Consider the following 16336-nt stretch of genomic DNA (forward strand, 5'->3'; position numbering starts at 1 on the left):
TCAGCTCGCGGCTTTCGCCGGCTCGACGTAGCGCGGGAAGACTCCCTGCGGCTTGGGCAGCGCCGCGCCGGGCACCAGCTCCTGATCGAAGGCGACATAGGCCCTCGCCTCTTGCGGTACAGCAAGCTGCTCGAGGATCTTCGAGGCTGACTCCGGCATGAAGGGCTGCACCAGCAAGGTCACGCGCCGGATCGTCTCGGCCAGCACCCACATCACCGTGTCGCGCCGCACCGGGTCGGTCTTGGCGAGGGCCCATGGCGCCTGCGCATCGACATAGCGATTGGCGTCGGCGATCACTTCCCAGATCGCGATCAGAGCGCGATGGAAAGCCTGCTCGTCGATCTCGGCGCGAACGGCGGCAAGGAGGCCCTTGGCACGGCCAAGCAGGGCATTGTCTTCATCCGTCAGTGTGCCTTTGGGTGGGACCACCGAGCCGCAGTTCTTCGCGACGATCGACAGCACGCGCTGGCAGAGATTGCCGTAGGCGTTGGCGAGGTCAGCGTTGAGGCGGCCGATCAGGGCGCGGCGCTGAAAATCACCGTCGTTGCCGAACGGCACTTCGCGCAGCAGGAAGTAGCGCACCGGATCGACACCGAACTCCTGGGTCACGGCCACCGGATCGATGGCGTTGCCCAGCGACTTCGAGATCTTCTGGCCTTCCGTCGTCCACCAGCCCGAAGCGAAGACGCGCTTGGGCGGTACCAGGCCGGCTGACATCAGGAAGGCCGGCCAGTAGACGCAGTGGAAGCGGATGATGTCCTTGCCGACGACATGCACATCCGCCGGCCAGAAGCGCCAAAGGGGATTGCTCTCGTCGGGATAGCCGCACTCGGTGATGTAGTTCGTGAGCGCGTCCAGCCAGACGTACATGATGTGCTTGGGATCGCCCGGCACCGGTATTCCCCAGGAGAAGCTGGTGCGAGACACCGAGAGGTCCTGCAGCCCACCCTTCACGAAGCTGATGACCTCGTTGCGCCGGCTTTCCGGTGCAATGAAGCGCGGGTTCTTCTCATAGAACTCCAGCAGTCGATCACCCCAAGCCGAGAGCTTGAAGAAGTACGACGGCTCCTCGACCCACTCGACTTCGTTGTTGACCGGGCCGGCGCGGCGCTTGCCATCGGGACCAACGGTGGTCTCGTCCTCGGCGTAGAACGCCTCGTCGCGGACCGAATACCAACCGGCATACTTGCCGAGATAGATGTCACCGGACGCGACGAGCTTCTCCCACAACGCCTGGCAGGAGGCGTAGTGGCGCTTCTCGGTCGTGCGGATGAAGTTGTCCGGGCTGTAGTTCATCACGCCAACCAGGTCACGGAACGACTGGCTCACCTTGTCGGTGAAGGCCTGCGGCGACATGCCGGCGGCGTCCGCCGCTTTCTCCACCTTCTGGCCGTGCTCGTCCGTACCGGTGAGGAAGTGGACGTCGAAGCCGTCGAGGCGCTTGAAGCGAGCCATCACATCGCACGCCAGGGTCGCGTAGGCGTGACCGATGTGAGGCACATCGTTCACGTAGTAGATCGGCGTGGTGGTGTAGAAAGTGTTACGGCCCGACATGATGACAGAACTCCGAATCCCTGCTCATCCCTGAGACGCTCCTCCCGGAGCGCCAGGATCAGCGCTTCAGCGCATCGCCGATTGGAGAGCCAGGAAGCTGCCGAGTACCGTTTGCTTGCGGTCAAGATTGACAGCATCGGCACGGGACAACAGGTGGGCGACCTTTTCCCATGCCTCCATCCAACGATCAAGGCTCGCCGCCTCCAGCAGACGGGCCTGCAAGCCGCGTTCCGACGGCACGACGGGTGCAGCATCTCCGTCATTTTCCGGCCCCAACGCGGCGGAGCGCGCCAGGCCCTTCAGCCAGCCGTCGAACAGGTAGTTGAGCGAGCGCCAATCGGCATTCGCCTCCTCGCCGCGGCGCGCGAAGCGCTCGGCGAAACCATGCAGGCGCGGCATGTCGAGGTCGGGCAAGGTCGCCAGCACGTCGACCATCTCGCGATAGAGTTCGAGACTGCCCGCCCCGGCCAGTTCGAGTGCACGGCCGATGCTGCCCTCGGCCAGTTGCGCCAGCGCCGTCCGCTCCTCCTGCTTGCTGTCCGGCGCATAATCGCCCAGCAGCTTCACCACGGTCTCATTCGGCAGCGCCTGCAGGGCAAGGCGACGGCAGCGTGAGCGGATGGTCGGCAGCAGACGCCCGGGCGCATGGCTCACAATCAGCAGAACTGCCTTGGGGGGCGGTTCCTCGAGGACCTTCAGCACCGCATTGGCGCTGTTGCGGTTCATCTCGTCGGCCGAGTCGACAATGGCCACGCGCCAGTCTCCCATCGCCGGCGTCATGTGCATGAAGGCGCCGAGGTCGCGCACGTCGTCGACGGCAATCTCGGCCCGCATGCGGCCGGTGTCGCGATTGAGTGAACGCCGGAGATGAAAGAGATCGGGATGCGAGCGAGCATCGATCAGCGACCGGCCAGGCGCATCGGCTGAAACGTCGAGCCCGTCGGGCCCGTCACCGAACAATCCGCCTTGTTGCTGACCAGCCAGCAGGAAGCGCGCGAAGCGCCAGGCGAGCGTGGCCTTACCGATGCCGCGCGGTCCAGTCAGCAGCCAGGCATGATGCAGCCGGCCACTCTGCTGGGCTGCCAACATCGTCTTCTCTGCCGTCTCGTGATGCAGCAGCCGATTGTTGCGCCACGGCGGCGGCCAGCCATAGGGCCATTCGAGCTTCTCGAGTTCGGCCGGATCGGAAGGCGTCTTGCCGCGCGCCATGATCAGACCTGCAAACGCTGGACGACGGCATTGCCGATGGCCGAAGCAACAGCATCGACATCCGATGTCGCATCGATCACCGCGCAGCGATCGGGTTCGGCCGCGGCGATGTCGAGGAAGCCCCTGCGGACGCGTTCATGGAATTCGAGCGGCAAGGATTCGTAACGTGTCTCGTTTCCGCGTCGCGCGGACGCCCGCGCCAGGCCGGCCTCGATCGGCAGATCGAGGATCAGCGTAAGGTCGGGACGAAAATCGCCAACCGCAATACCGTAGAGCTTGTCGAGCAACGCGCGATCGATGCCGTGCCCGTAACCCTGGTAGGCCATCGTCGAATCGGCGAACCGGTCGCTCACAACCCAGTCGCCGCGCTTCAACGCAGGCCACACGGTGCTGCGCAGATGCTCGCGACGGGCCGCGAAATGCAACAACGCCTCGGTAACGCCATCCCAACGCTCGGCCGGTCCTTCGACCAGAAGCTTGCGCACCATCTCCGCGCCCGGCGCGCCTCCCGGTTCTCGGGTCGTCACGACCGCACGGCCTCGCTTCTCCAGGAACTCCTTCAGACGTGCAATCTGGGTGGACTTCCCTGCCCCTTCGCCGCCTTCCAGAGTGATGAAGCGCCCGGCGGCGCGGCTCACGACAGCCAGCCGAACAGGTAATGCTTGACCATGGCGCCGACGCGGCTGACGACGCCCATGCGCGGCACATCGGCGCCGGCCTCGAGCGGATATTCCATCGTCTTGCCGTCAGCCAGCGTGATGACGGCGGTACCGATCTTGGTGCCCTTGGCGATCGGCGCGGGGATCGGCCCTTCGAAGCGGGCAATCACGCGCGGTGATGGCGGCTGGCCGGCCGGCGATGTGACGAGCACAGCCTTGGGCATCACCAGCGGGACTTTGTCCTGCGCCCCCAACCACACTGGCGCTTCGGCAACCGTGTCGCCAGCGCGGAATATCGTGGTGTTGGTCGATTCACGGAAGCCCCACTCCATGAGCCGCGCCGTTTCCTGGGCGCGCTCGGCCATCGAGGTCAGACCGTTGACCACCAGGATCAGCCGCCGCCCGTCGCGCACCGCCGACGTTGCCTGCCCGTAGCCGCCCTCTTCCGTGTGGCCGGTCTTGAGGCCATCAGTGCCCGGCGTCAGTTTCAGGAGCCGATTGCGGTTTTCCTGGCGGATGTTGTTATAGGTCCAGTTCTGCTCGGCGTAGTAGCGGTAGTACTGCGGGAAATCCTCGATGGTACGATGCGACAGCACCGCGAGATCGCGCGCGGTCGTGTACTGGCCTTCGTATGGCCAGCCCGAAGCATCCTTGAAAACGGATTTGGTCATGCCGAGTTCGCGTGCGCGCTTGGTCATGCGCTCGGCGAAAGCCTCCTCGGTGCCGGACAGTCCTTCGGCGATCACGACGCAGGCGTCGTTGCCCGACAGCACGATGATGCCCTTGATCAAGTCCTCGACGCTCACCTCACTGCCGAGTTCGAGGAACATGCGCGAGCCACCCATCGCACGTGCCCGCTCGCTGACGCGGAAGCGCGAGTCGAGCTTCAGGCGTCCCGCGGCCAGTTCCTCGAAGACGATGTAGATCGTCATGAGCTTGGCCATCGACGAGGGCGCCATCGGTGTCTCGGCGTCCTTGTAGAGCAGCACGGTCGAGGTCTGCGGATCGACCATGAAGGCGTAACGCGCCAAGGTACCGATGCCGATCTGGGAGGGCGGCAGAGCCTCGACTTTGGCTGCCGTCGATTTCTCCGGCTTGGCCGTCGCCGTCCCCTGCGAGGGCTTCGGTTTGGCAGCGGGCTTCTGTGGCTGGGTCTGCTGTCGGCGCTGCTGCTCCTGCTGCGCGAACGCGTCGAGCGAAGGGCCGAGGAGGCCCCCGACGAGGCCGACGGCCAACAGGGGAGCGAGAGACGCGCGCAATGCGCGCTTGGGTTCAATCCGCAATGACACGTGCATCACCATAGCCGGAACGCTTCAGTCGGTCGGCGACGATGCCGGCCGCGTCGGAAGTGGTATAGGGCCCCAGACGCACGCGATAAACCTCGCGTCCGGCAGCCGCGCCATGCGTCACTTCGCTGGTGCCGTAGCTGCGGATGGCATTGCGCTGGCGCTCTGCATTTTCAGGCGTCGAGAAGGCACCGATCTGGATGTAGAAGCCGTTGGCATGAGCGCCTGGGGCGCTAGCGGCCACGGGCGTTGCCGCGGCCGGGGGCGGCGATGCGGGAACGGTGACCGGCGCGCTGCGGGGCGGTGGTCCTCCCCATCCGGCCTGGGCCGGGGTCTTCGGCTGCGCGGGTGGCGGCGGAGGCGGTGCAGGTTGCGGAGACGGTGCAGGTTCAGGTGGAGCAGCGGCCACGGCGATGGGGGGTGGAGGTGGCGCAGCGGCCGGCGTCGGTGCTGGGGTACCGCGCTGGCCGGACGCGATCGCGGCCATGGCCTGGTGTTGCTCGTCGGGGCCGCCGCCGCTCATGGCGACGTCCTTGACCGCTATGCTCTCTTGCTGGAGCTGCTCCAACCGTACGCGGGCCGTGCCAGCACGGACGATGTCGAGTTCCTCCGCGGCGGTGCGCGACAGGTCGATGATGCGGTTGCGGGCGAACGGCCCGCGATCGTTGATCCGGACCACTGTCGACATGCCATTCTCGAGGTTCGTCACCCGCACGACCGCCGGCATCTGCAAGGTGCGGTGCGCCGCCGTACGATCGGATTGGTCGTAGCGTTCGCCGTTGGCCGTCGCCTTGGTGTGGAAGCCGGGCCCGTACCAGGAGGCGACGCCGGTTTCCGTGTAGTTGAATTCTTCGCGCGGCGTGTAAGTAATGCCGTCGATCTTGTAGGGCTTGCCGACCTTGTAGGTCCCGCGCTGGGCGACGCTGGCGCCGCCCCCGCCCCCTTTGCTGCCCGACGAGCCGCAGGCTGCGAGGCTCGCCAGCAATGCCGCCAGCCCCGCGAAGCGGACAAGCCTGGCGGCCGAAGATGCTGATATTTCTAAGGTTAGCGCCATTTGGCTCGCATCATACATCATCTTGCGGCGCTAGAGGAGCGCAGTTGAAGGATCTCCCGAGTGTGTGATTACGCGGCGATGCGATCCGACAGCAGTCCGACGGCGAGCGCGAAGAAATCGGACTGATTCCACCGCAGGATCACCTTGAAGTTCTCGGTCGTGCGGTAGGTCGGCCCCCCTGCTCCGGCCGGCGTCACGATCCTCCCGCCGCCGCCTGCGCCGCTGCCGGCCGACACCTCGTCGCCCCAGCGCACGCCCGGCCGCCAGCCAACCCGCGACAGGTAGTTCACGATCGAGGCGAAGACGTCGAGCTTGTTGGTCCAAATGTCTTTGCGGCCGTCGCCATCGCCGTCGGCGGCATAGGCCAGGAAGCTCGTCGGGATGAACTGGCACTGCCCCATGGCACCGGCCCACGAGCCCTTCATGGCGTGCAAGCCGATATGGCCCTGCGACAGGATCTTGAGCGAGGCGATCAACTGCTCGCGGAAGAACTTGGCGCGGAAGTTGTTGAAGGTGAGCGTCGCCAGCGCCGGCACGATCTCGAAGTCGCCCAGCCGCTGGCCATAGTTGCTCTCGATCCCCCACAACGCCACGACGACCGAGGGCGGCAGGCCGGCCGGCACCGCGAAGCGCTCGATCGCGGCGCGGTTCTCCTTCAGGAGCGCCTTGCCGCGGGTGATCCGCTCGTTCGACACCACGAGCTCCTGGTAGCGATCCCAGGTCATCTTGAATTCGGGCTGGTTGCGCGCGAGCTCCATGACCCGCGGGATTTCCTGGATGCCCGTCAGCGCCTGGTCGATCGTCGACCTGTCGACGCCGGCACGTGCCGCTTCCTGCCGCACGCCCTGCAGCCACTGCGCGAACCGGGCCTCGCTCGACTGCGCCTGCGCCGAAAGCGGGGAAAGGACCGTTGCCGGCGCCAGGGCGGCCGCGGCGCACACCATTCTGCGACTGATCATGATCGAGGGGCCCGTCTGTTGGTTTTGCTTTATCGACGGATACCTGACTGCCGGTAAATCTTGCAAACTCTAAGGCGACGAGGCAGCGAGCTCGAGCGGAGGGCATCCTCCAGTGCATCGGTTGGAAGCCGAGTATCTCGCTCAGCAACTGCCACGGCCAACCTGCTCCGATGCGGCCTAACGTGATGAGGCGAAGACGCCGACTGCCTTGACGATCTCCTCTTCCGTCCGGAGTGCCTGTCTGTCTTTGCCAGTTTCCCGCACTTGACAGTCAGGGTTGCAAGGTTAAATAGGCGCCGCGTGGGACGACCCGCGCCTTAGCCGAACATTCCGGGACGACCCGGCCTCAGTCTGGAGGCCCGGTCATGGCAGGTCCTATCGAACAGTTCGCGCTCACAGACATCGTCAAGCTGGGCAAGATCGGCGGCATAGACCTCGCGATCACCAATTCGGCCGTCTACATGATGCTGACGGTCGTACTCTCGACGGCTTTCCTGCTCGTTGGTGCGCGGGGAGCGCTCGTGCCGGGGCGCTGGCAGGCCGCCGTGGAGCTTCTCTACGAAGCCGTCGCGAAGGCACTGCGGGAAAGTGCAGGCGAGCACGGCGCTCGCTTCTTCCCGCTCGTCTTCTCGCTCTTCATGTTCGTACTGGTAGCGAACCTGATTGGGCTTGTCCCCTATGCCTTCACGGTGACCAGCCATCTCAGCGTCACCTTCGCGCTGGCGGCGATCGTATTCGTCACGGTCACGCTCTATGGCCTCATGCGCAACGGTCTCGGCTTCTTCCGCCTGTTCCTGCCGCCAGGTGTACCCCTGCTCCTCGCACCGCTGATCGTGCCTATCGAGGTGATCTCCTACCTTTCACGGCCAATCAGCCATTCCGTCCGTCTGTTCGCGGTAATGTTGGCCGGACATATCACGCTCAAAGTGTTCGCGAGCTTCGTCGTCGGCCTCGCCAGCATCGGCGCGGTGGGCATCGTGGCCGCGGTCCTGCCACTCGCCATGACCGTGATCATCACGGCGCTTGAGCTGCTGATGGCGGTGATTCAGGCCTACGTCTTCACCGTGCTCACCTGCACCTACATCAACGACGCGATCCACCCCGCGCACTGACCCCGGTGCAACGGGAGGGAGGTTCTCTATGGCATGGCTCTATCTACTGGTGGCAGGCGTTCTCGAGATCGTCTGGGCGTTCTCGATGAAGAAATCGGAGGGCTTCACCCTCCTCGTGCCGAGTATTGTCACCATCGTGACGATGATCGCCAGCTTCGGCCTGCTGGCCGTCGCCATGCGCTCGCTGCCGCTCGGCACCGCATACACGATCTGGACGGGCATCGGCGCCGTCGGCGCGTTTGTCGTCGGCGTCGCGATCTTGGGCGAAGCGTTCACGACCATCCGTGTGCTCGCCGCCCTCCTGATCGTGGCCGGCATCGTGCTCATGAAGCTGTCGAGCCCATCCTGATGCCGGTGCCACGAGACCGCCTCACAACTCCCTCTTGAAGGTGGCGCAAGAGCGGCTCGGGTCCAGCATCGTTGCCACAGCGCTGGACCTGTTTCCCCATATTGCCGCGACCATGCAGGAGAATGCCGCGACACGCCTCGACGCGGCGTTGGGCGATGCTATAAGGGCACCCAGCGCCTAGCCGCGCTGGCTCGGTACAGTTTGGGGAGCAAACCCATTTTTGCGCCGTTCCAGCGTTGCAAGGCCTGTAAATGCTGAGCATGGATGGGTGGCCGAGTGGTTTAAGGCACCGGTCTTGAAAACCGGCGTGGGTTCACGCCCACCGTGGGTTCGAATCCCACCCCATCCGCCATTTACCAACTATCGCGCGATACTCTGCGGAGCTTGACCTGATGAGCAGACAGAACTTCGCTCCCGCGCCCGCTAATACCGAATAGAGCTAAGGTCACGCTCCGAGGAGCACCCATTATGAGCATAGCCAGCGACGCCCGTTTCTGGGACCGGAGTTCGCGGAAGTACGCCAAGAGCGCGATTTCGGATCAGGCCGGATATGAGCGCACTCTGGAGCGGACTCGCGGCCTGTTGCGACCAGGCGACAGGGTGTTGGAGCTGGGCTGCGGGACAGGAACGACGGCGCTCCGGCTCGCGGGCGATGTTCGAGACTATCTCGCAACGGATGTTTCCGCGGGAATGATCGCGATCGCCAACGAGAAACACGCCGCTGGCCCCATCCCTGCTCTTGCCTTCCGTACCGCGACGGTGGAAGCGCTTGCGCCTGACGCCGCATCCTTCAACGCGGTTCTGGGATTCAACTATCTCCATCTGGTCCGCGACCTGCCGGGTACGCTGCGCCGCATCCACACCTTGCTTGCAGCAGAGGGCCTGTTCATCTCCAAGACACCCTGCGTCGGGGATATGAATCCGCTCCTCCGGCTTGCCTTGCCCGCGATGCGCGCGATCGGCATGGCGCCTTATGCAGGCGTCTTTCGGGTGGCGGAGCTGAGCCGGCATATAGGCGCCGCTGGCTTCGACATTCTTGCCACTGAAAACCACGCGACGAAGGGCAACGACAAACGTCCCTACATTGTGGCGCGCAAGAAGTGATGTGAGTGGCCGGCCTGAGAGGTGGATGGATGGCGCGACGGCACATCAGCCCGACGCAACCGGACTCCCCTGCATCGCTCGCATCACCGACCGTCTCCGCCGCCACGCCCGGCGCAGCATCCAGCCCACGCCGACGGGCAGCATCACCAGGATGGCCGCGGCCTCTCCGCTGCGATGGCGGACGGTGGCGCCTTCCCACAGGCCCCACAGCGTTATGCCCGCCAGCCCGAGGCTCAATACCAATGTAGCGCCGAGTAATGCCAACCCTGCCGGACGATTCCAGAAGCCCAGGCCGTCGGTCATGGGCAGAGCGGCATAGCCCGCGGCTTTCATGGCTGTCTGCAGCTGGGCGGCGAAGCCGGTGAGCCCCTCCTGGTCGGGCGGGCGGATCAGCCCCTTGCCCGGCGCCAGGCCGGGCGGCAGCACGAAGCGTTCGCCCACACGGGTGGTGAGGGCCAACAGGTCGTCCGCTGCGTTCTGCACGTTGCTCAGCGCGGCGATCTCGGCGAAGGGCACGCGCCGGGTGCGTCGCCGGCCGGTCAGCGGCACCAGAGGCCGCTCCTCGATCAGCACCGCTTCCGGTTCGATCGTCCAGCGATGCCGGCGCAGCGCCGCCAGCATGCAGATGGCGAAGGTCAGCACAAATGCACCGAGCGTGCCGAAGATCAGAGGCAGCAGTTCGTCGCCCGTAGTGGCGATCTGCAGGGCGGCGGCGATTCCGCCGATCAATAGCGCGATGGCGCCCAGCAGCCCGCCGGCAACCAGCGGGGTGTTGCGATACAGCCCCTGGTGGGTGGGCGCGCTCATCCGGCAACTCTAACGCAATCGAGCGTTGACTGTCAGGGTGTCGAGCGCTGCACGATTCGTTTGTCAACGCGTGCCCCAGATGATCGACTGCGCCCGGTTGCGTTGAACGGGTGCGAGTAAAGTCATGGACGGCGAGTACGATTACATCATCATCGGTGGCGGGTCGGCAGGGGCAGTGCTGGCGGCGCGGCTCACCGAGGATCCGGCGATCCGTGTGCTGCTGCTGGAGGCCGGGTTCGATTTCCGGACCGCCGAGACGCCGACGCACCTGCGCATCCCCAATCCGCTGCGCGCCATCGGCGACGACAATTATCGCTGGCCCAAGCTGCTGGCGCGTCGCACCGAGCGGCAGGAGCCGAAGCTCTTGTGGCGCGGCCGGGCGATTGGCGGCAGCTCGACCATCAACGGGCAGATCGCCATCCGCGGCATCCCCGAGGATTTCGCCGACTGGGAAGTCGAGGGCGCGAGCGGCTGGGGCTGGAACGAGGTCCTTCCCTACTTCTGCAAGCTCGAAGGCGACGTGAACTTCGGCGACCGGCCCTATCACGGCAAGGACGGTCCCATCCCCGTCTATCGCGCGCCGGTCGAGGATTGGGGGACCGCCGATCGGGCCTTGATGAAGGCGGCGGTCGGCCTGGGCTATGGCTGGTGCGAGGACCACAACGCGCCCGAGGGCACCGGCGCCTCGCCCTATGCCATCAACAGCCGCGCGGGCCTGCGCATCTCGACCAACGACGGCTATCTCGAACCGGCGCGGCATCGGAGCAACCTGACGATCGTGGGCCAAGCGCTGGTCGATACGCTGCAATTCGAGGGCAATCGCCCGCACGTCTCCGGCGTTGCAGTGCGGGTCGGTGGCGAGACGCGGACCGTGCGGGCGCGGCGCGAGGTGATCCTGTCGGCCGGCGCCATCCATTCGCCGGCGATCCTGCAGCGCTCCGGCATCGGCCCGCATTCCGTGCTGCACCGGCTCGGCATCGAGACCGTGGCCGACCGTCCGGTGGGTGAGCACCTGCTCGACCATCCGATCCTCAGCCTGATGCTCCACCTGCGGGAGGATGCACGGGTCAGCACCTTGATGCACCGCCATACCAATTGCTGCGTGCGTTACTCCTCCGGCCTCGCGGGTGCCGGCGTGAACGACATGATCATGATCGCGGGCAACTTGCGGGCTGAAGAGGATGGCGGCACGGCGCTGGCGCGGCTTGCCGTTTCGGCATTCCAGGCCTTCAGCGAAGGCACGGTGCGGATCACGACCCGCGATCCCGCCGTCGATCCGCAAATCGACGAACGCATGCTGTCGAGCGAGAGCGACTACGTGCGCATGCGTGACGGCGTGATGCGGCTGCAGGACATCGCTCGCCATCCCGACGTCCAGGCGATCGCGACCCGCGCCGACTACGGCATGTCGGGCCGGTCGATCGACGAGCCGTTCAGGCCAAAGGAGCTAGAGGACTGGATGTTTGCCGAATGCTCGGACGCCCAGCACGCCAGCGGCACTTGCCGCATGGGAGCGGCCGACGATCCGCGTTCGGTCGTCGATCCTGAGTGCCGCGTGATCGGCTGCACCGGGCTCAGAGTGATCGATGCTTCGATCATGCCGACCGTCGTGCGCGCCAACACGCATTTCACGACGGTCATGATCGCGGAGAGGATGGCCGACCGGCTGCGGCAGCGCGCAGCCGGTTAACGCCGGCTGCTCTAGGCGGCCTTGGCCGTCTTGCTCTCCAGCGCCGCCAGCACCTTCGGCGGCGACATGGGCAGGCTGTAGAAGCGCTGGCCGAGCGCATTGTGGATCGCATTCGACACAGCGGCCAGCGGCGGCACCAGCGGCACCTCACCGACGCCGCGCACACCTTGCGGATGCTTGGGGTTCGGGACCTCGATGATCACCGTGTCGAGCATCGGCAGGTCGGAGGTCACCGGCATGCGGTAGTCGAGGAAGCTCGGGTTATCGAGCTTGCCGTTCTTGTCGTAGATGTATTCCTCGCTCAGTGCCCACCCGATGCCCTGGGCGGCACCGCCCTGCATCTGGCCTTCGACGTAACCCGGATGGATGGCGCGACCGACATCCTGGAACGAGGTGTAACGCAACACCCGCACGATACCGAGTTCGGGATCGACCTCGACGTCGCAGACGTGCGTGGCGAAGCCGCCTTCGGCGCCCGTGGTGTTGAGCTGCGTGCCGGCGCCGATCGGGCCGCCGGTGGCATTGGCTTGGGCCGCGAGCTGGCCGAGCGTCATCGGTTCGAACTTGCCGGCGTTGTCGCCGGCCGGCCGTGCCTCGCCATTCTCCCAGATCACCGCCTCTGGATCGATCTTCCAGATCTTGGCGGCGCGCGCCTTGAGCTGGCCGATCACGTTCTCGGTCGACTGCGTGACCACCATTGCCGAGGCATAGGTGACGCGGCTGCCGCCGGTCAGGTTGCTGAAGCCGATCACGCTGGTGTCCCCGATCAGCACCGAGACCTTGCGGTAGTCGATGCCCAGCACCTCGGCCACGATGTTGGCCGTGGAGGCGCGGCTGCCGCCAATGTCGGGATGGCCGGTGATCACCACTACTGTGCCGTCCTCGTTGACGTTCACTTGCGCGCTCGACTCGCCGCCGGCGTTGAACCAGAAGCCGCTGGCCACGCCGCGGCCGTGCAGCACGCCGTTCTTGGGCTTGGCGAGCGGTGTCTTGTAGTGCGGATGGGCAATTGCCTCTTCGATTGTCTCGACGAAGCCGATGCGCGGGAAGGTCGGCCCGTGCGCCGCCTTGGTCCCCTGCTTCGCGGCATTCTTCAACCGGAGCTGCAGCGGATCCATTTTCAACGCTTCGGCCAACTCGTCCATCACGCATTCGACGGCATAGGCACCGATCGGCGCACCAGGCGCGCGATAGGCCGCGACCTTGGAGCGGTTGGACACCACGTCGTAGCCAACGGAATGGACATTGGGGATGTCGTAGGGCGCGAAGGCGCAGCCCGCGGCGCCGCGGATCGGCGAACCCGGCAGCGCGCCCGCCTGCAGGCAATAGGTACCCTCGCCGGCGACGATCTTGCCGTCCTTGGTCGCGCCGAGCTTGACCTTGCTGTAGGAGCCCGAGGTCGGACCCGAGGCATGGAATACCTCGGTGCGCGTCATCGCCATCTTCACCGGACGGCCGGACTTCTTGGCCAGCAGCGTCGCCACTGGTTCGAGATAGACGATGGTCTTACCGCCGAAGCCGCCGCCGATCTCAGCGGGAATGGCGCGGATGTCGTTCTGCGGGATGCCCGTCAGATAGGCGCACATGGCGCGGACCATGAACTGGCCCTGGCTCGAACTCCAGATCGTGGCCTTGCCGTCGGAGACGCTGACCAGGCAAGCGTGCGGCTCGATATAGCCCTGGTGCACGGGCTGGGTACGGAACGAACGCTCGATGATCACGTCGGCCTTGGCGAAGCCCTCGCCCACGTCGCCGAGCTTGTGTTCCAGCTTGCCGGCGATGTTGGAAGGCTTGCCTTCGAAGGTGATGTGGTCGTGCAGGACCGGCGCGTCGGGCTTCATCGCTTCCTCGACGTCGATGACGAAGGGCAGCACTTCGTACTCGACCTCGATCAGCTTGCAGGCCTCGGCCGCGATCTTCTCCGAGGTCGCGGCGACCGCGGCCACCGGATGGCCGACGAACAGCGCCTTCTCGCGCGCCATGACATTGCGGCACATCCAGCGCATGTCCTGGATGCCCAGCATCACCGACTTGGCGATCGGGAAATCCACGACATCCTTGGCCGTCACCACGGCCTTCACACCGGGATGGGCTTCCGCCTTGGCGGTGTTGATCGACTTGATGCGGGCGTGCGGATGCGGGCTACGCAGCACCTTGCCCCAGATCATGCCGGGCATGTTGGTGTCGGCAGCGTAGGCGGCGCGGCCGGTCACCTTGTCGGCGCCGTCGGGGCGGACCGTGCGCTTGCCGATCCACTTGTTGTCGTCGCCCGCGGTAGTCGTTGTGGTGGTGCTCATCGTGCGCCTCCCCTCATGTCGGCAGCCGTTTCCATCACGGCGCGGACGATCTTGTCGTAACCCGTGCAGCGGCAGAGATTGCCGGCCAGCCAGAAGCGGACCTCGTGCTCGGTCGGATCTGGATTGCGCTCGAGCAGCGACTTCGCCGCCATCAGCACGCCCGGCGTGCAGATGCCGCACTGGAGCGCCGCCATCTCGAGGAACTTGGTCTGCAGCGGGTGAAGCTCCTCACCCGCCATGCCTTCGATCGTGGCGATCTGCCGGCCCTCGGCCTCGGCCGCGAGCATCAGGCAGGAGCAGACGAGCCGTCCGTCGAGTGTGATCGAGCAGGCGCCGCAATCACCCGAACCGCAACCCTCCTTGCTGCCGGTGAGACCGAGTGGCCCGCGCAGCACATCGAGCATGCTCTGGTCGGCATCGCACAGGAATTCCTGCGGCTCGCCGTTGATGGTGGTGGAAACGTGCAGCTTGGCCATGTGTTCAGTTCCTTCCGGCGCGCTCGGCGGCAATCGCCGCGGTGCGCTTCAGCAGCACGCCCGCGATCTGGGTGCGGTAAGCAATGGTGCCGCGCTTGTCGTCGATGGGACGGCAGGCGGCGCGGCAGGCATTGGCGGCCTTGTCGAGTGCCGCTTCGTCCAGCTTCGAACCGATGAGCGCCTTGGCGGCGCCCTCGACCAACAACACGGTCGGTGCGACGGCGCCCAGGCCGACGCGGGCGGCGGTGCAGACGCCCTTCTCCAGGGTCAGGCTGACTCCACAACCAACGACCGCGATATCCATCTCGGTGCGCGGGATCATGCGCAGATAGGCATCGCTCGATCCCTTGGGCCGCGCCGGCAGCGTGAAGCTGACGACGATCTCGCCGGGTTCGAGGTTCAGGCGACCCGGTCCCTTGGGCACCGCTTCGACGGGCAGCTCTCGCCTGCCCTTCGGCCCCTGGATCGTGACGATGGCGCCGGCTGCGACCATGGCCGGCACGCTGTCGCCCGCCGGCGAACCGTTGCAGAGATTGCCGCCTGCCGTGGCGCGTCCCTGGATCTGCGTCGAACCGATCAGGTTCGCGGCCTCCACGACGCCCGGCCAGACCTTCTTGAGCTTTGGATGCTCACGCAGTATCGCGCCCGATACGCCGGCGCCGACGCGAAAGCCGCCGCCCGCGGTCTCCTCGATGGCGGTCATCTCGCCGATCTTCTTGATGTCGATGATGGTGTGCGGCGTCACCGTGCCGGCACGCATCTGCACCAGCAGGTCGGTGCCGCCGGCCAGGATGCGCCCCTTCCCCGAACTGGCGGCGAAGGCCTGCACTGCCTCGTCGAGCGTCCGCGGTGCCAAATACTGAATATCGGTCATGCTGCTGCAGCCCTTTCCATCCCGCGCGCTTGTGCGCGTCGTTGCGTTCTTGAGGGCAGGCTAAGGCGGGACGTCACCCGACGGCAAGCAGCGTGTGCCTTCGGGTTCCGTTTTGAGCAGCGGTTGGAAGGGTCGGGATGTGAAACCGGGCAGCTTTTGGCTGCCCGGTTCCCAACAAAGCTTGTCTTAGACGTCGAGGATCGGGGCGAAACCGCCATAGATCATGCGCTTGCCATCGAACGGCATCGCCCGGCCCTGCATACGGGAATCGGCCATCATCTTCTCCCAGCCGGCGTCGCGTACTGCCTTGGAAGGCCACTCGATCCAGGAATAAACGACCTGCTCGTCACCAGTTGCCTTCACCGCGCCCTTGAAATCGGTGACCTTGCCGTCAGGCACAGCATCGCCCCAGGCCTCGACGACGCGGACGGCGCCGAATTCCTTGAACAGAGCCGCGGTCTTGGTCGCCATATCGCGATAGGCCTCTTTGTTGCCGGCCGGCACTGGCACGAGGCAACCGTCGACGTAACCCGTCTTGCCCGCTGCACGCTCGTCGACCAGGGAGGCGAAGCCGCCGTAGATCATGCGCTGGCCGTCGAAGGGCATGTTGCTGCCCATGTCCTTCATGCGCGGGTCGCTCATCATCTTGGTGTTCGCTGCGTCGTGCGCTTCCTTGCTGGGGAACTCGAGCCAGGAAAAGACGACGACTTCGTCTGGCTTGGCCTTCACCGCTCCCTTGAAATCGGTGACCTTGCCGTCCGGCACGTCGTCACCCCACGCCTCGACCATACGGGTCGCGCCGAATTCCTTGAACAGGGGCGCCGCTTCAGCAGCGTGCTTGCGATAGGTCTCCTTGTTGGCCGCGGGGACAGCGACAACGAATCCGCTCACATAAGACATGCTCTA

Annotated in this window: 16 protein-coding genes and 1 tRNA gene; 6 read left to right on the top strand and 11 right to left on the bottom strand. The window is 65.6% G+C overall.

The features are described from left to right. The 6 genes from metG to EPO50_RS05175 form a co-directional block, all read right to left on the bottom strand. Positions 1–1554 carry a methionine--tRNA ligase gene (gene metG, locus EPO50_RS05150; protein ID WP_296341650.1) on the bottom strand — a complete coding sequence of 518 codons (1554 nt, stop codon included), beginning with the start codon at positions 1552–1554 and terminating at the stop codon, positions 1–3. A 66-nt stretch (positions 1555–1620) separates the two neighbouring features. Then, on the bottom strand, positions 1621–2763 hold the full coding sequence (locus EPO50_RS05155; protein WP_296341652.1) for a DNA polymerase III subunit delta': 1143 nt from the start codon (positions 2761–2763) through the stop codon (positions 1621–1623). A 2-nt stretch (positions 2764–2765) separates the two neighbouring features. Beyond that, positions 2766–3410 carry a dTMP kinase gene (tmk, locus tag EPO50_RS05160; protein ID WP_296342335.1) on the bottom strand — a complete coding sequence of 215 codons (645 nt, stop codon included), beginning with the start codon at positions 3408–3410 and terminating at the stop codon, positions 2766–2768. After that, positions 3398–4711 carry a D-alanyl-D-alanine carboxypeptidase family protein gene (locus EPO50_RS05165; RefSeq protein ID WP_296341653.1) on the bottom strand — a complete coding sequence of 438 codons (1314 nt, stop codon included), beginning with the start codon at positions 4709–4711 and terminating at the stop codon, positions 3398–3400. The genes tmk and EPO50_RS05165 overlap by 13 nt, the downstream gene beginning before the upstream one ends. Then, positions 4695–5762, bottom strand: a complete 1068-nt coding sequence (locus EPO50_RS05170) for a septal ring lytic transglycosylase RlpA family protein (protein WP_296341654.1) — start codon at positions 5760–5762, stop codon at positions 4695–4697. The genes EPO50_RS05165 and EPO50_RS05170 overlap by 17 nt, the downstream gene beginning before the upstream one ends. Before the next feature lie 68 nt (positions 5763–5830). Beyond that, the gene (locus EPO50_RS05175; protein WP_296341656.1) at positions 5831–6721 is read right to left on the bottom strand and encodes a lytic transglycosylase domain-containing protein; all 891 of its coding nucleotides are present in this window, start codon (positions 6719–6721) and stop codon (positions 5831–5833) included. A gap of 365 nt (positions 6722–7086) precedes the next feature. On the opposite strand from EPO50_RS05175, the gene EPO50_RS05180 reads away from it, so the two are divergent. The 5 genes from EPO50_RS05180 (at position 7087) to EPO50_RS05200 (ending at position 9286) form a co-directional block, all read left to right on the top strand. Continuing rightward, a complete protein-coding gene (locus EPO50_RS05180) occupies positions 7087–7833 on the top strand; it encodes a F0F1 ATP synthase subunit A (protein WP_296341658.1) in 747 nt (248 codons plus the stop codon). 28 nt (positions 7834–7861) lie between these two features. Then, positions 7862–8182 (top strand): multidrug efflux SMR transporter, encoded by a 321-nt coding sequence (locus EPO50_RS05185; protein WP_296341660.1) that lies wholly within the window; start codon positions 7862–7864, stop codon positions 8180–8182. 34 nt (positions 8183–8216) lie between these two features. Continuing rightward, positions 8217–8363, top strand: coding sequence for a hypothetical protein (locus EPO50_RS05190; RefSeq protein ID WP_296341662.1), 147 nt, complete (start codon positions 8217–8219; stop codon positions 8361–8363). An 81-nt stretch (positions 8364–8444) separates the two neighbouring features. Next, positions 8445–8534 (top strand) — tRNA-Ser (locus tag EPO50_RS05195). A gap of 116 nt (positions 8535–8650) precedes the next feature. Then, complete coding sequence (locus tag EPO50_RS05200) at positions 8651–9286, top strand: bifunctional 2-polyprenyl-6-hydroxyphenol methylase/3-demethylubiquinol 3-O-methyltransferase UbiG (RefSeq protein ID WP_296341664.1); 636 nt, start codon at positions 8651–8653, stop codon at positions 9284–9286. A gap of 45 nt (positions 9287–9331) precedes the next feature. Here the strand turns inward: EPO50_RS05200 and EPO50_RS05205 are convergent, their stop codons facing one another. Then, a complete protein-coding gene (locus tag EPO50_RS05205; RefSeq protein WP_296341666.1) occupies positions 9332–10093 on the bottom strand; it encodes a hypothetical protein in 762 nt (253 codons plus the stop codon). 124 nt (positions 10094–10217) lie between these two features. Between EPO50_RS05205 and EPO50_RS05210 the strand changes: the two genes are divergently transcribed. Continuing rightward, entirely contained in the window at positions 10218–11783 is a 1566-nt protein-coding gene (locus EPO50_RS05210; RefSeq protein WP_296341668.1) for a GMC family oxidoreductase, read from the top strand. Between the two features lie 11 nt (positions 11784–11794). Here the strand turns inward: EPO50_RS05210 and EPO50_RS05215 are convergent, their stop codons facing one another. The 4 genes from EPO50_RS05215 to EPO50_RS05230 all read right to left on the bottom strand — a co-directional run bounded on the left by EPO50_RS05215 (position 11795) and on the right by EPO50_RS05230 (position 16330). Continuing rightward, positions 11795–14080, bottom strand: a complete 2286-nt coding sequence (locus EPO50_RS05215; RefSeq protein WP_296341670.1) for a xanthine dehydrogenase family protein molybdopterin-binding subunit — start codon at positions 14078–14080, stop codon at positions 11795–11797. After that, entirely contained in the window at positions 14077–14556 is a 480-nt protein-coding gene (locus tag EPO50_RS05220; RefSeq protein WP_296341672.1) for a (2Fe-2S)-binding protein, read from the bottom strand. The genes EPO50_RS05215 and EPO50_RS05220 overlap by 4 nt, the downstream gene beginning before the upstream one ends. Before the next feature lie 4 nt (positions 14557–14560). Next, complete coding sequence (locus tag EPO50_RS05225; protein ID WP_296342337.1) at positions 14561–15421, bottom strand: xanthine dehydrogenase family protein subunit M; 861 nt, start codon at positions 15419–15421, stop codon at positions 14561–14563. Positions 15422–15616: 195 nt separating this feature from the next. After that, positions 15617–16330 (bottom strand): DUF1428 domain-containing protein, encoded by a 714-nt coding sequence (locus EPO50_RS05230; RefSeq protein ID WP_296341674.1) that lies wholly within the window; start codon positions 16328–16330, stop codon positions 15617–15619. Positions 16331–16336 lie beyond the last annotated feature (6 nt).

It is taken from the genome of Reyranella sp., assembly GCF_004297405.1.
Lineage (GTDB): Bacteria > Pseudomonadota > Alphaproteobacteria > Reyranellales > Reyranellaceae > Reyranella.

Coding starts and splice junctions, on each gene's coding strand:
- metG (WP_296341650.1), bottom strand. CDS start 1,554: ATGTCGGGCCGTAACACTTTCTACACCACCACGCCGATCTACTACGTG.
- EPO50_RS05155 (WP_296341652.1), bottom strand. CDS start 2,763: ATGGCGCGCGGCAAGACGCCTTCCGATCCGGCCGAACTCGAGAAGCTC.
- EPO50_RS05170 (WP_296341654.1), bottom strand. CDS start 5,762: ATGGCGCTAACCTTAGAAATATCAGCATCTTCGGCCGCCAGGCTTGTC.
- EPO50_RS05175 (WP_296341656.1), bottom strand. CDS start 6,721: ATGATCAGTCGCAGAATGGTGTGCGCCGCGGCCGCCCTGGCGCCGGCA.
- EPO50_RS05180 (WP_296341658.1), top strand. CDS start 7,087: ATGGCAGGTCCTATCGAACAGTTCGCGCTCACAGACATCGTCAAGCTG.
- EPO50_RS05185 (WP_296341660.1), top strand. CDS start 7,862: ATGGCATGGCTCTATCTACTGGTGGCAGGCGTTCTCGAGATCGTCTGG.
- EPO50_RS05200 (WP_296341664.1), top strand. CDS start 8,651: ATGAGCATAGCCAGCGACGCCCGTTTCTGGGACCGGAGTTCGCGGAAG.
- EPO50_RS05205 (WP_296341666.1), bottom strand. CDS start 10,093: ATGAGCGCGCCCACCCACCAGGGGCTGTATCGCAACACCCCGCTGGTT.
- EPO50_RS05210 (WP_296341668.1), top strand. CDS start 10,218: ATGGACGGCGAGTACGATTACATCATCATCGGTGGCGGGTCGGCAGGG.
- EPO50_RS05215 (WP_296341670.1), bottom strand. CDS start 14,080: ATGAGCACCACCACAACGACTACCGCGGGCGACGACAACAAGTGGATC.
- EPO50_RS05220 (WP_296341672.1), bottom strand. CDS start 14,556: ATGGCCAAGCTGCACGTTTCCACCACCATCAACGGCGAGCCGCAGGAA.
- EPO50_RS05230 (WP_296341674.1), bottom strand. CDS start 16,330: ATGTCTTATGTGAGCGGATTCGTTGTCGCTGTCCCCGCGGCCAACAAG.